At 62.9% G+C, this 12,898-nt stretch carries 15 protein-coding genes; 3 read left to right on the forward strand and 12 right to left on the reverse strand.

All coding sequences use genetic code 11. The annotated features are described in order from the left end of the window. The 4 genes from ABNU55_RS00005 to ABNU55_RS00020 all read right to left on the reverse strand — a co-directional run. On the reverse strand, nt 1-916 hold a 916-nt coding region (locus ABNU55_RS00005), incomplete at its 3' end, for an ATP-binding protein (RefSeq protein ID WP_348764171.1). Between the two features lie 88 nt (nt 917-1,004). Next, a complete protein-coding gene (locus ABNU55_RS00010; protein ID WP_290752161.1) occupies nt 1,005-1,424 on the reverse strand; it encodes a hypothetical protein in 420 nt (139 codons plus the stop codon). A 28-nt stretch (nt 1,425-1,452) separates the two neighbouring features. Then, entirely contained in the window at nt 1,453-2,403 is a 951-nt protein-coding gene (gshB, locus tag ABNU55_RS00015) for a glutathione synthase (RefSeq protein ID WP_290752163.1), read from the reverse strand. Nucleotides 2,404-2,562: 159 nt separating this feature from the next. Next, on the reverse strand, nt 2,563-3,069 hold the full coding sequence (locus tag ABNU55_RS00020; RefSeq protein WP_290752165.1) for a fasciclin domain-containing protein: 507 nt from the start codon (nt 3,067-3,069) through the stop codon (nt 2,563-2,565). Between the two features lie 263 nt (nt 3,070-3,332). On the opposite strand from ABNU55_RS00020, the gene ABNU55_RS00025 reads away from it, so the two are divergent. After that, nucleotides 3,333-4,136 (forward strand): META domain-containing protein, encoded by an 804-nt coding sequence (locus tag ABNU55_RS00025; RefSeq protein WP_290752168.1) that lies wholly within the window; start codon nt 3,333-3,335, stop codon nt 4,134-4,136. Here ABNU55_RS00025 and ABNU55_RS00030 read toward each other — a convergent pair. Genes ABNU55_RS00030 through rsmI form a run of 3 tightly spaced genes read right to left on the reverse strand, consistent with a single transcriptional unit; the run spans nt 4,133 to nt 6,010 of the window. Then, entirely contained in the window at nt 4,133-4,780 is a 648-nt protein-coding gene (locus ABNU55_RS00030) for a BON domain-containing protein (RefSeq protein WP_290752169.1), read from the reverse strand. The genes ABNU55_RS00025 and ABNU55_RS00030 overlap by 4 nt on opposite strands. 38 nt (nt 4,781-4,818) lie before the next feature. Then, a complete protein-coding gene (locus ABNU55_RS00035; protein ID WP_290752171.1) occupies nt 4,819-5,208 on the reverse strand; it encodes a YraN family protein in 390 nt (129 codons plus the stop codon). Beyond that, entirely contained in the window at nt 5,201-6,010 is an 810-nt protein-coding gene (gene rsmI / locus ABNU55_RS00040) for a 16S rRNA (cytidine(1402)-2'-O)-methyltransferase (protein ID WP_290760663.1), read from the reverse strand. The genes ABNU55_RS00035 and rsmI overlap by 8 nt, the downstream gene beginning before the upstream one ends. Before the next feature lie 107 nt (nt 6,011-6,117). Here rsmI and ABNU55_RS00045 point away from each other — a divergent pair, with 107 nt between their 5' ends. After that, on the forward strand, nt 6,118-7,422 hold the full coding sequence (locus ABNU55_RS00045; protein ID WP_290752175.1) for a penicillin-binding protein activator: 1,305 nt from the start codon (nt 6,118-6,120) through the stop codon (nt 7,420-7,422). A gap of 2 nt (nt 7,423-7,424) precedes the next feature. Here the strand turns inward: ABNU55_RS00045 and ABNU55_RS00050 are convergent, their stop codons facing one another. Beyond that, nucleotides 7,425-7,838 carry a YkvA family protein gene (locus ABNU55_RS00050; RefSeq protein WP_290752178.1) on the reverse strand — a complete coding sequence of 138 codons (414 nt, stop codon included), beginning with the start codon at nt 7,836-7,838 and terminating at the stop codon, nt 7,425-7,427. Nucleotides 7,839-7,906: 68 nt separating this feature from the next. Between ABNU55_RS00050 and ABNU55_RS00055 the strand changes: the two genes are divergently transcribed. Beyond that, nucleotides 7,907-8,689, forward strand: coding sequence for an SDR family NAD(P)-dependent oxidoreductase (locus tag ABNU55_RS00055; RefSeq protein WP_290752181.1), 783 nt, complete (start codon nt 7,907-7,909; stop codon nt 8,687-8,689). Nucleotides 8,690-8,775: 86 nt separating this feature from the next. Here the strand turns inward: ABNU55_RS00055 and ABNU55_RS00060 are convergent, their stop codons facing one another. The 4 genes from ABNU55_RS00060 to ABNU55_RS00075 all read right to left on the reverse strand — a co-directional run bounded on the left by ABNU55_RS00060 (nt 8,776) and on the right by ABNU55_RS00075 (nt 12,786). Then, on the reverse strand, nt 8,776-9,333 hold the full coding sequence (locus ABNU55_RS00060; protein WP_290752184.1) for a hypothetical protein: 558 nt from the start codon (nt 9,331-9,333) through the stop codon (nt 8,776-8,778). A 105-nt stretch (nt 9,334-9,438) separates the two neighbouring features. After that, the gene (locus tag ABNU55_RS00065; RefSeq protein ID WP_290752187.1) at nt 9,439-9,957 is read right to left on the reverse strand and encodes a redoxin domain-containing protein; all 519 of its coding nucleotides are present in this window, start codon (nt 9,955-9,957) and stop codon (nt 9,439-9,441) included. 139 nt (nt 9,958-10,096) lie between these two features. After that, on the reverse strand, nt 10,097-11,533 hold the full coding sequence (locus tag ABNU55_RS00070; RefSeq protein ID WP_290752190.1) for an aldehyde dehydrogenase family protein: 1,437 nt from the start codon (nt 11,531-11,533) through the stop codon (nt 10,097-10,099). Between the two features lie 104 nt (nt 11,534-11,637). Further along, on the reverse strand, nt 11,638-12,786 hold the full coding sequence (locus tag ABNU55_RS00075) for a DUF2891 domain-containing protein (RefSeq protein WP_290752192.1): 1,149 nt from the start codon (nt 12,784-12,786) through the stop codon (nt 11,638-11,640). Between the last annotated feature and the right edge of the window lie 112 nt (nt 12,787-12,898).

Raw genomic sequence — 12,898 nt, forward strand, 5'->3', positions numbered from 1 at the left:
CGGGAAATTCAGGAAGTTCGTCGAGGAAAAGCACGCCATGATGGGCGAGTGATACTTCTCCGGGCCGGGCCTTGATCCCGCCGCCCACGAGGGCCGCCATGGAGGCCGAATGGTGCGGTGCGCGGAACGGGCGCTGGCGCGAAAGCTGTCCGCGCTCAAGCATGCCGGCGACTGACTGGATCTGCGAGACTTCCAGAAGCTCCGTGGCCGAAAGCGGCGGCAGGAGACCGGGAAGACGCTGGGCGAGCATCGACTTGCCGGAACCGGGTGGACCGCAGAAGAGGAGATTGTGCCCGCCCGCGGCCGCAATTTCGAGCACGCGTTTGGCGCCGTCCTGGCCCTTCACATCGGCAAGGTCCGCCGCGGCGACAGGCGGGGCGAGCTCTCCGGCGACCGGCGCCGGCAGGCTGGCGCGGCCCGCGAAATGGTTGATCATGGAAATGAGACTTGGCACCGCGATGGTGCCCTCTCCGGCCCAGGCCGCTTCAGGGCCGCAGACAGCCGGGCAGATCAGACGCAGCTCCATGGCCTGCGCGGCCATGGCCGCAGGCAGCACACCAAGCGTCTGACCGAGCGCGCCATCAAGAGAGAGCTCCCCGATCGCCGCATGCCCGTCCAGGGCGTCCGGCGCTATGACGCCCATGGCGGCCAGCAGGCCGAGCGCGATAGCGAGGTCATAGTGGCTGCCTTCCTTGGGCAGGTCAGCCGGCGCGAGATTGACGGTTATGCGTGTGGGTGGAATGGCAAGGCCGATGGCGGAAAAGGCGGCGCGCACACGCTCGCGGCTCTCGCCCACGGCCTTGTCCGGCAGGCCGACAATCGTGAAAAAGGGATTTCCGGAAGCGATGTGGACCTGAACGTCCACGGGCTTGGCCTCTATGCCTTCAAAGGCAAAAGTCGTGACACGGCAGACCATGGCGATTTCCTTTCCGCTCCCTGCCTAGCATACGGCCCGGAACAAAGAAAGAACGAAATCGCCCGAAGGTTAAACGGGCAGACCTAGCCTAGTCGAGACGGATGAGATCGTCGTCATCCTCATCCGGGCCGGGTGCCGGGGTCTGGACGCCGGCGGCAACATTGGCTGCCGGGTTATTGAGGGTGGGGCCTTGCACTTCCGGGACGTTGCCGAGCGGGTCGGTCTCAAGCGTGCTTTCCGGCATGCGCATGCCGGAAGGTCCGCTGGCCGGTGAGGGCGCGCCGGGACCGCGAAGGTTGAAGCCTCCGCTGGTGCTGGTCTGCGAGGCTGGTTCACCGCCTGGAATGCGAAGATTGAAGCGGGAGCCGCTTGTGGAGCTGGTCTCAGCCGAAGCCGTCTCGGACGGCGGCGCGGCGGTGACGTTTTCGGGCTCTGCCGGAACCTGTTCGGAACAGGCCGTTCCGGCAATGGCGAGCGTGAGGCCGGCGGCGACGGAAAGAGCTTTCATATTCATACCTCCAGAGTGGGGCCTAAAGTCAGGTTTTGGCAACTCTGTCTTGCACACAATCCCAGAAGATGGCGGCCGCGTCGATGCCTGTAAAGCGCTTCAGCTCCTGTATCCCCGTCGGGCTGGTGACATTGACCTCTGTCAGCTTGTCGCCAATCACATCGATCCCGACGAACAACTGGTCGCGTTTGCGAAGCTCCGGCCCGATGGCCGCGCAGATTTTGCGGTCAATGTCGCTGAGCTCGCTTGGTTCTGCGGTGCCGCCGACATGCATGTTGGAGCGGGTTTCGCCTTTCTTCGGACGCCGGTTGATCGCGCCGACCGGCTCTCCATTGACGAGGATGACGCGCTTGTCGCCATTGCTGACGGCCGGCAGGAAAGCCTGGGCGATGAGCGGCTCACGCGTGCGTTCGAGAAACATTTCCATCAGGGAGGAGAAGTTGCTGTCATCTTCCTTCATGCGGAAGACGCCCGCGCCGCCATTGCCGTAAAGCGGCTTGATAATGATGTCGCGATGACGCTGACGGAAGGCCTCAATGGCTTTCAGGTCGCGCGATATGAGCGTGTCGGGGATGATTTCGGGAAAGAGGAGGGGGAAGAGCTTTTCCGGACCGGAGCGCACGAATTCCGGATCATTGAGGACAAGTGTCTGGCCTTTCAGAAGCTCCAGCAGGTGGCAGGCGGTAATGTAGGACATGTCAAAGGGCGGATCCTGACGCATCAGGACCACATCGACATCGGCGGCAAGATCAAGCTCGCGCTCTTCACCGAACAGGCCGGGCGTTTCCTTGACGCGCTGAACCTCTGCGGGCCGGGCGCGGGCGATGAGCTTGCCGGTATCGAAGCTGAGGTGTCCGGGCTGGTAGACGAACAGCTTGTGGCCGCGTGCCTGCGCCTCTTCGGCCAGGGCGAAGGTGGTGTCTGCATTGATGTCCACCGATTCCAGCGGGTCCATCTGGATCGCAATTCGCAAGCTCATGGCGCAGGGGCCCTCCGATCATCTTTACTCGATCGCTTATATGAAGGTGATTGGGCGCCTTGATAAGCGCCGGAACGGCATTCCTTTTCGCCGCGCGCACAAAAACGCCCCTCCCGGGAAGGAAGGGGCGCACCTTGATGTTCCTGGGAAGGAAGGAACTTATTCAGGCAGGATGACGCCATCGATGGCGTGGATCACGCCGTTCGAGGTGTAGACATCGGCCATGATGACCTTGGCGCCGCCGACAGTGATGGTGCCATCGGTATTCACGACTTCGATGGTGTCGCCGCCAAGTGTTTCGACCTCGGTCGTGCCTTCAGCGATGTCCCCGGACTTGATCTTGCCGGACACCACGTGGAGCTTCAGGATGTCCTGAAGCTGGCCCTGGTTTTCGTCCATGAGCAGCGTATCCAGGGTGCCTTCCGGCAGGGCGGCGAACGCATCATTTGTCGGGGCGAAGACGGTGAATGGACCTTCGGCCTGAAGTGCTTCGGCCAGTTCAGCCTCGGTCACAGCGGTAACGAGCGTCGAAAAGCTATCCTTGGAGGCTGCGGTCTCGACGATGTTCTTCTTTTCGGACATTTCAGAATGGTGGTCCGCATAGGCGACGCTGGCACCACCAGCAAAGAGGGCGGTCGTCGCGACGGCTGCAAAGAGGGTTTTCATGAAGTGTCTCCTTTGGGTTGTGATACCGTCACTACGCGCCGCGGAGACCACTGGATCATTAAAAAAATATATTTAAAACAAGGATATAAAAACAAAATAAGATCGGCTAATACTATTGGTACGGCCCTCCAGGTGCGCTGGATCAGACCGGCGGGCGATCACTTAAACGTGAGCCTGAAAGCCCGCGGACCGAAAGCGTGGTTGGCCGAAAGCGCCCGCTGGTCCATATTCTTCCTGTCGCAGCCACAGGATCAGACCCGCCCATGATGAAAGCGTTCACCGCCCTTGCCGCCCTGGCCCTTGTCACCGGTTGCGCGCAGTCGCCCGAAGCGCCGGCGCGCACTGAAGCAGCGTCAGTTGAAGAGGCTAATGGTTTTTCCGCCATCGTGGCGCAGACCAATGTTTTCGGCTCGCTGAGCTATCGCCAGCGCATCGCCCTGCCGCAAGAAGCGATTGCCCATCTCATCGTGCGCGACGTGGACGGCGAGGGCACGCCTGTCCTGGCTGAGCAAAGCTTTGCCCTCAACGGGCGGCAGGTGCCCATCCCGTTCGAGATCGTGGTGCGCGAAGAGGCGGCCGAGGCCGAAGCCGGGCCGCTGGGATTCAGCGCCGATATTCGCATGCCGGATGGCGAGCTTCTCTGGCAGACACGCGATGAAATGACCTTCGTCGCAAACGATGCGCGCAAGGATCTCGGCATGATCATGCTGTCACCGGCAGGGGCCGGGCAGGTCACGCTGGAGGATCTGGCAGGACGAGACTGGATGATTGCGCGGCTGAATGGCGAGCCGGTGATGACCGCCGCGCCGATCACGCTGCGTATTTCCGAAGACGGCCAGATCAACGGTCAGGCCTCGTGCAATGCCTATACGGCGAGCGGCTCGGTCGAGGACAGCCTGCTGACGATCGGGCCGATTGCGCTGACCCGCAAAGCCTGCATGCCGGAGGTTATGGATCAGGAGCAGTTCTACCTCGATCTCCTGGAAAACGTCTCACAGCTCAGCCTGGATGATAACGGCCTTCTGACGATGACCGCCGATTCCGGCGAGACACTGACGGCGCGCTAATAGACGTTTCCGCCAAGCAATTCTTCATCGCTGCCGCCGCCGGTGTTGCCGGCTGGCGCGGCCTGGCGCTGGTGCGGTTCGCGCACCCGGACATAGGAGACGACGCGTTCGACGCCTTGCACGACGCTGGCGCGCTGGGCGGCGGTCTCAAGCTCTTCCTCCGAGCGGGCAAGGCCCATCAGATAGACGACCCCATTATAGGTCTCGATATTGAAATTGAGACTTTTGACATTGCGGGCCGACAGGAGCGAGGAGCGCACGCGCGCCGTGATCAGCTCGTCCGAAGCATTCGCCATGAAACCGCCGGGCTTCTCGATCTGGATCTCATTGGCCACGTCGGTGATGCGGCTCGAACTCCACGCAATCTGCTCTGCGCGCACCCGCATTTCGGGACTTGAGACGCGGCCCGACAGGAGGGCGAGACCATTGGCGACCTCCACATCCACCTCACCATAGCCGTTTTCATTCAGCAGCTTGGCCTTGATCTCATTCGACGCTGTGGCGTCATCGACCGCCTCGCCCAGCGTGCGCTCCTGGACGCTTGCAAGGCCCACGGCGCCGGCCGTGCCAACGGCGGCTGCGACACAGCCACCAAGGCTGAAGGCGCCAAGGAGCGCGGGGGCGAGGAAACGGTGAAGGACCATGGTCTGCCTCTCGATCTTCTTATACTTCAGACAAAGCCCTAGCGACCGCTTGGGGCAAAATCTGGGCGCCACTGGTCAGCAAGGTGAACAGGCCGCTTCCAGGGCTGGATGACGACCAGGTCGAACCGCCAGTCATGGGTCTGGAGCGTGCTGCGCCGTGCCGTCCAGCTGGCGGCGGCCCGGTTGATCCGCTGCCAGGAAGCAGGCGTGACTGCATTCGCGGCGCTTGTGAAGGTCTTTCGTGCCTTCACCTCGACAAAGGCGAGCGTGCGGCCACGTACCGCAATGAGGTCGATCTCTCCGACTGGGAGGCGCACCCGCCTGTCGAGGATGCGGTAGCCCTTGGCCCGCAGCCAGAGCGCGGCAAGCGTCTCGGCCCGGCGGCCGCGTGCTTCGGCCGCGGCGCGATTGCGCGCGGTCCTAGCCATTCTTTAGCTGAAGGGCGCGCTGATAGAGGTCGCGCTTTGAGAGGCCGAATACCTCCGCGACTTCGTTGGCTGCGGCCTTCATCGGCAGGCGTTGCATGGCGTCCTGCAGGGCGGTGTCGATGTCGGCGGCGCTCGCCTCCTGTCTGCCGGGCGGGCCGATCAGGATGACGATTTCTCCCTTGGGCGCGCCGGCTTCGCCATAGTGATCGGCAAGTTCACGCAGCGGCGCGGCGCGCACTTCCTCGAAGAGTTTGGTGAGTTCACGTGCGACGACGCAGTCGCGGGTCTCGCCAAGAATTTCGGCAAGGTCCGAGAGACACGCGGCCAGCCGCGAGCCGCCTTCATAGAAGATCAGCGTGGCAGGCACGGTCTTCAGGTCCTCGGCCGCCTTGCGGCGGGCGCCGGACTTCACCGGCAGGAAGCCGCAGAACATGAACTGATCGCTTGGCAGTCCGGAGGCGACAAGCCCGGCCAGCATGGCGGACGCCCCGGGGATAGGTATGACCCGCACACCGGCCTCGCGCGCCTCATGGACGAGTTTCCAGCCCGGGTCGGAGACAAGCGGCGTGCCGGCATCGGAAATCAGGGCGAGGCGTTCGCCATCCTGTAGACGCTGGAGGAGGCCGGGGCGGCGCTCTGCCCCATTATGGTCATGGTAGGGGCTCAGTTTTGCGTGAATGCCATGGGCATCCATGAGCTTGCGGGCGACCCGCGTGTCTTCGGCGAGAACTTCATCCACCGAGGCGAGCGTGTCGAGCGCGCGAAGTGTGATGTCGCGGAGGTTGCCGATCGGTGTCGACACAATATAGAGGCCGGGGTCGAGGCGCGCGGCGTTGTGTTGCGCAGGCTCCGGCCCGGCACTAGTCTCGCCAGACGGGCGGCTGTTCGTTCGAGAAGAAGGGAAACTGGATGACATTTCGGCTACCATCGCGCTTTGCGCGCCTTGCGCCAAGCCTTGCACTGGCAAGTTTTCTGCTGGTCAGCGCCTGCGCGAGCGATCCGACCCGTCCGCCAGCCCCGATCGAGACGGGTCAGACCCGGCCCGATACGCGTCCCCAGCAGTCGGACCGCCCAGACGGGATTCATGACGACCAGGGCATCACGCCAGCCGAAACCGTCGAAGAGGTCAATCCGGACTATTTCACGCCCGACTTCATGGATGGACGCGACGTCTTCCGCGTGGGTGTGCTGCTGCCCTTCTCCCACCCCAATTCCGGCGTGCGCGAGGAAGCCGAAGGCATGCTGGCCGGCATTGAAATGGCCCTGTTCGATCATGGCGGCGAGGGCATGCTGATTCTGCCGAAGGACACGGCAGGCTCGCAAAGCCTCGCCGTTTCGCAGGCCCGCGATGTGCTGGATGAGGGTGCGGATGTGATCCTTGGTCCGCTTTTCGGCACGAATATCGCCGCCATCAACCGCGAGGGCCTTGCCGGGGAGACCCAGGTGATCGGCTTCTCCAATGACCGGGACGTGGCTGGCGGCAATACATGGCTGGCCTCGATCACGCCCGAGCAGGAAGTTGCGGCGCTTGTCGACCATGCGGTCTCGCAAGGTTATCGCCAGTTTGCCTATTTCGGCCCGCAGAGCGATCTCGGCCAGCGGATCGAGACGGCGCTGCAGCGCGAGGCGAGCCGTGTCGGCGGACGCGTGGCGGCCAGCGGCTTCTATCCGGCCAGTACCCAGTCCCCCGATTCCGAGGCGCGCTATATCGCCCAGGCGGTCAATAGCGCGCAGCAAAGCGGCAGCCCGGTGGCAATCCTTATCCCGGAGCGGGGCACGCAGCTTCGCCGGGTGGCCCCTCTGCTGAGCTATTACGGGATGAGCCGGCGCGCGCAGATGATGGGGCTGTCCGGCTGGGATGACCCGGGCATCTGGCGCGAGCCGTCGCTGCGGGGCGGCTGGTTTGTCGGCCCCCCGCGTGAGGACGTCCAGTCCTTCAATACCCAGTACCAGCGCATCTATGGGCGTGCCCCAAGCTCACTGGCCGCGACGGCCTATGATGCGGCAGCCATGGTCGCGCAGCTGGGTGAGGATGGCGAGGTCACCCGCGAGGAACTGTCCTCCGAAGACGGGTTTGTGGGGGTGAACGGTCTCTTCCGTTTTGACGGGCAGGGCACGACGCAGCGGCGCCTGTCGGTCTATCAGATTTCAGGCTCGGAAGGCGCAGTCGAGATCAGCCCGGCCGCGCAGAGCTTCGATCCGGGCGTCAGCTAGACCTAACGGCTTTCTTTGTCGTCTGTCTCCGGCTCTGAAAGGCCGAGCAGGCGGCGGGCAGAGCGTCTGTGGCGGTCGCGAACCTGTGCGCCCACAATGGACAGCGCTGTGGCGAGGACAGTGGCATCATCGGCAAAGCCGAAGCCGACGATGAAGTCGGGCACGGAATCGGTCGGCATCACGAAATAGGCGAGCGCGGCAAACAGGACTGCTTTCGCCTTGCGCGGGGTGGCCGGATCGATGGCGGCGAAATAGGCCGCGGCGAGATCGTCCGCAAAGGGCAGCTTGCCTGCAAGGCGCAGGAGCTTCGGCATGAAGCCCCGGCGCGTGCGCGCCCGGTCGCTTTCCAGGGCAATTGGCAGGCGGCGCGGGCCGTCTTCACCGTTCTCTATCACAATTTCCGTTGGGTGACGCATTGGCAGGGCCTTTCTTGCCTCTATAGATCGCTCGCATCCGTCGAACGATCAAGGGAGACCTATCAGACATGAAACTTAGCTCAGACATCAGCGCAGTCATCACCGGCGGCGCATCGGGCCTCGGCGCTGCAACCGCAAAGCGTCTTGCCTCGCATGGTGTGAAGGTCGCGCTGTTCGACCTCAACGAGGAAAAGGGCGAAGCGCTCGCCAAGGAACTCGGCGGCGTTTTCTGCAAGGTGAACGTCACTGACGAAGCCTCGGTCGATGCCGGCTTCGAGAAGTCCCGCGCGGCCATCGGCCAGGAGCGTATCCTTGTAAACTGCGCCGGCACCGGCAACGCCATCAAAACGGCCTCGCGCGACAAGGAAAGCGGTGAGGTCAAACACTTCCCGCTCGACAAGTTCGACATGATCATCCAGATCAACCTGGTCGGCACCTTCCGCTGCATCGCGAAATCGGCCGCTGGCATGATGACGCTGGACCCGCTGGAAGACGGCGACCGCGGCGCGATCGTCAACACGGCATCGGTTGCCGCTGAAGACGGCCAGATCGGCCAGGCGGCCTATTCGGCCTCCAAGGGCGGTGTGGTCGGGATGACCCTGCCAATTGCCCGTGACCTCAGCCGTGAGTTCATCCGCGTGAACACGATCCTGCCGGGCATCTTCAACACCCCGCTTCTGCAGGGCGCCCCGGAGAATGTGAAGCAGGCGCTTGGCGCCCAGGTGCCGCATCCGGCGCGTCTCGGTAATCCGGAAGAGTATGCCCATCTGGCCGAGACGATGATCACCAATGGCTACTTCAACGGTGAAGACGTCCGCCTCGACGGCGCGATCCGTATGGCGCCGCGCTAAACGCGCAAACGCCCTGAAATGAGAAAAGCCCGCCTCCCAGAGAGGCGGGCTTTTTTTGGTGAGGGGCTGGGGCCGGTCCGGTGAGCCTAGCGTGCTTGCGGACGCATGATCTGGCCGGACAGATTGGCGAGAACGTCGTGCGCGTCGAAATAGGCCGGGTCGTCCGGCGAGGGGCCGCGGCCCAGAAGAATCTCGGCAGAGGCTTCAAAACGTGTCACTTCACGATAGTCCGGCGCGCGTGAATAGAACGGATCGTCAAACGCGCCCCAGTGATAGGGATAATAGGCCACGGCGCGCCCATGCGGCCCATAGAAACGGTAGTACGGGCTGAAATAGCTGTAATTGTAGCCACCTCCAACCGGAACCAGATTGCTGTCGGCATCCGTCGTCCGGCGGACCATGCGGAAATTGTCATAGCCGTTCTGCACGGTGAGCTCGGCCGCGCGGTAGAGAAGATAGGTCTCAACCGTCTGGCGGTCGGTCAGGCTGTTGCCGGAGAAAGTGACGACCCAGCGATTCTGTTCGATCTGCTGGTTGGTATAGCCACGATCAGAGGGGGTCGCGGCCTGGTAAGGCGTGGCTGTCGCGCAGGCGCCCAGCGCCGCCAGGGATGCGAGTGCGGGGATGAGATATTTTCTGGTCATGGTTCTGAACCCTGTCCTGTTTCTTTTGAAACTATAGCGCGCGAAACTGAATGCCAGACAACGATGCGCCGACTCTGCTGCCATTGTTGCAGGGCCAGCTGCATTCTACCGCGTTCCGCGCGGCGGGTAATCCTTCTTCTCAACGAATTTGATGGTCTCGATTACATCATCGAGGGCGGGCCGGGCAAAGGGGACCGACTGGACCCAGCCCATATGATAGTTCTCGCCCTTGAAGACGAGCAGGGCAGGCTCTGCAAAGACGTCTGGCTCATCGTCATTGATGGCACTGGACGTAAAGAGGCCGAATTCATCGACAAAGTCCGCGCCAACCCCATAGGCAACAGGCAGATCGCCCAGCTCCCAGTCGCTATGAGCTTTGTCTGCGCGGGACTTTTCTTCCATCGTTGCGGCGACAACGCTGATACCGGCATCGGCGATATCGCTGAGCTTGCCGGAAAGTTCCTGTAGCTGCTTCTTGCAAAGTGGGCAGTGAAGGCCGCGATAGACCACGATCATGCGCCACGGATGTGCCACGTCGTCCTGCTCGCTGAGGGTCCAGTTCGTGCCATTGATGAGATTGAGGGAAAGGGGGCCTTCTGGCTGGCCTGGCTTTATCTGCGTCATGTGCGCTCCTGAATATTCGGCTGTGCGAAGCCAACAGGTGAGAGGCGGCCACGTTCCGGTATTCATATGGCAAGACAAAAAAAGCCCGCGGGTTTGACGCCGCGGGCTTTCGTGAATGAGTTTGCCTTGAGGGCGGTGCCTAGGCTGGCTGGTTACCGAAGACGGCTTTCACTTCGAGGAATTCCTCAAAGCCATAATCGCCCCATTCGCGGCCGATGCCGGACTGCTTGTAGCCGCCGAAGGCGCCTGTTGCGAAGTCCGGGCCTGCGCCGTTGATGTGGACGTTACCGGCACGGATCTTGTTGCCGACTTCGCGCGCATGTTTGATATCGCCGGACTGCACATAGGAGGACAGGCCATAGACCGTGTCGTTCGCGATGCGGATCGCGTCTTCCTCAGTGTCATAAGGCAGGATGCAGAGGACCGGGCCAAAGATTTCCTCACGCGCGATGGTCATGTCATTGGTGACATTCGCAAACACGGTCGGCTTGGCGAAATAGCCCTTGTTGAAGCCTTCCGGACGGCCCGTGCCGCCGGTGACGAGCGTTGCGCCTTCGTCGATGCCCTTCTGGATGAGGTCCTGGACCTTGTTCCACTGATTGCCGTTGGCAATGGGGCCCATGGCGCCCTTCGGGGCGTCGGCGCCCGCGCCGACCTTCACCTTCTCAGCCGTCGCCTTGGCGATGGCGATGGCCTCATCCTGCTTGTCGCGCTGGACCAGCATACGGGACGGGGCGTTACAGGACTGGCCGGTATTGGTCATCATGTTCATGACGCCGCCAGCGACAGCCTTGTTGAGGTCTGCGTCCGGCAGGACAACATTTGGCGACTTGCCGCCAAGCTCCAGCGCAACGCGCTTGACCGTCGGGGCGGCAGCCTGGCTGACGAGAACGCCTGCCCGGGTGGAGCCGGTGAAGCTCATCATGTCGATGCCGGGGTGCTGGGACATGTAGGCACCAACGCCCGGGCCGTCGCCATTGACGAGGTTGAAGACACCAGGGGGCACGCCGGCATCATGCATGATCTCGGCAACGATCATTGCGTCGAGCGGTGCGATTTCAGACGGTTTGAGAACCATGGTGCAGCCCGTCGCGATGGCTGGGGCCACCTTGCAGGCGATCTGGTTCTGCGGCCAGTTCCACGGCGTAATGAAACCGCAGACGCCGATCGGCTCCTTGCGGATCAGGGTGGCGCCGCGCTCTTCTTCCCACTTGTATTCGCGCAGGATCTTGGCAGCGGCCATATAGTGACCCATGCCGGCAGGAACCTGGGCGGCGTTGGCAAGCCACATCGGCGCGCCCATCTCGTCGGAGATGGCCTTTGCCATGTCGCTGGCGCGTTCCTGGATGCCGGCCGCGATCTTCTCCAGCAGCTCTGCGCGGAACTCAACCGAGGTCTGGGAGAAGGATTCGAAAGCTGTGCGGGCCGCCTCGACAGCCTTGTCCACATCGGCTTCCGACCCAAGGGAAATCCGTGCAAATGGCTCTTCAGTGGCCGGGTTTTCGACCTCAAGCGTGCGCGGCTGTACCGGATCGACCCACTCGCCGTTGATATAGAATTTGAGATAGTCCTGCATGATTGTCCTCCGCTGGGTGAGCTGTCTCAGCCCGTATCTAGGTATGCGAGGCGGCAAATAAAAGCGCTATCGCCCCGTCACCCTTCATGAATTCCGATTAAGCCTCAGCCGGGTGCGCCGGCGCCCGTGAGGCCGCGGCGTGTCTCCAGATAGGTGGCAAAGCTCGCCAGCCAGTGACTGCCGGAATAGTGAACGTCCGAGACCGCCGCGATGCCGGTCTCGCGGTGAACTTCCGCAGCCGCCAGCAGGCTGTCGCGGCGTGGATCGTCTTCCGGCAGACCGGCGGCGATGCCTTCCAGAGCCCAGGCGCGCGAGAGGTTCACCCCGTCGAGATGGACAAGCTTGCCGTCGGACGGGTCCAGTACGATGCCAGGCTCCAGCCAGTCGGCGCTGCCATCCTCCGGCAGGCCGGGCAGGAAATCCGAGAGCCAGGCCGCGAAGTCCGCCGGGTCAAGGATGCGCCGCATCAGATCGGCCTCCATGAGACAGGGCGAGAGAAAGTCCTCGCCCGAGGGCTCATAGCCGATGGGGCAATTGGTGTCGCCCATGTGGAAGTCGCGGATCTTGCCGGTCAGCGTCTCTTCCAGCGCCTCATTCCCCACCGTGCGGGCATAATCGAGCATGAGGCCGAAGGCGAACGCGGTCTGGTTATGGGTGCCGAGCCGGATCGGATAGGAGAGCTTTGGCAGCCAGTCCATCGTATTGGCGACAATCTGGTCTTCGAGCGGGCGCAGCGTCTCACGCCATTGCGAGAGCTGCGGGTCGTCGCTCTCTTCGAGTTCGGCGACAAGCTGCAGATACCAGGCGATGCCATAGGGCCGCTCGAAGGAGGCGCGGTCCTCGCCCTGGATGTAGGCAAGGTCGCCGGCGAGGTTCTCCTCGGTGAAGCTCTGGGCGAGCGCGGTGCGTATTTCTTCTTCGAGCGCGGTATCCGGGGCTGTGGTCAGGATGCGGGTCAGCAGCCAGTGGCCATGGACAGATGAGTGCCAGTCGAAACAGCCATAGAAGGTCGGCGTCAGCTCATGTGGCGGGAGGGCGTCCTGGTCCGAATTGAGGACATGGCTGATCTTGTTCGGGTATTCGCGGTGAACGCAATCAAGGGCGAGGCGGGCAAACCGGTCGGTCCGCGCGGGCGCTTCTGCGGGGGTGGTCTTGCTACTCATGCGCTCGGCGTCCTGCGCTGAAGCGGCCTGGGCCGGCAGGAAGGCCAGCATGGCGGCGGCAAGGGCGGGCTTGATGGAGGCTTTGGCCACGTCGTCGCAACTCCTTCTGTCATGTCAGGCGAAGGCTAGTGGCGGGGGTTAGCGGGCGCAAGCAAAAGGGCCGACGCACCGGCCGGCCCTTTCAAGGAGTCCTGCAAGGAGG

This window comes from uncultured Henriciella sp. (assembly GCF_964005855.1).
Classification (GTDB): domain Bacteria; phylum Pseudomonadota; class Alphaproteobacteria; order Caulobacterales; family Hyphomonadaceae; genus Henriciella.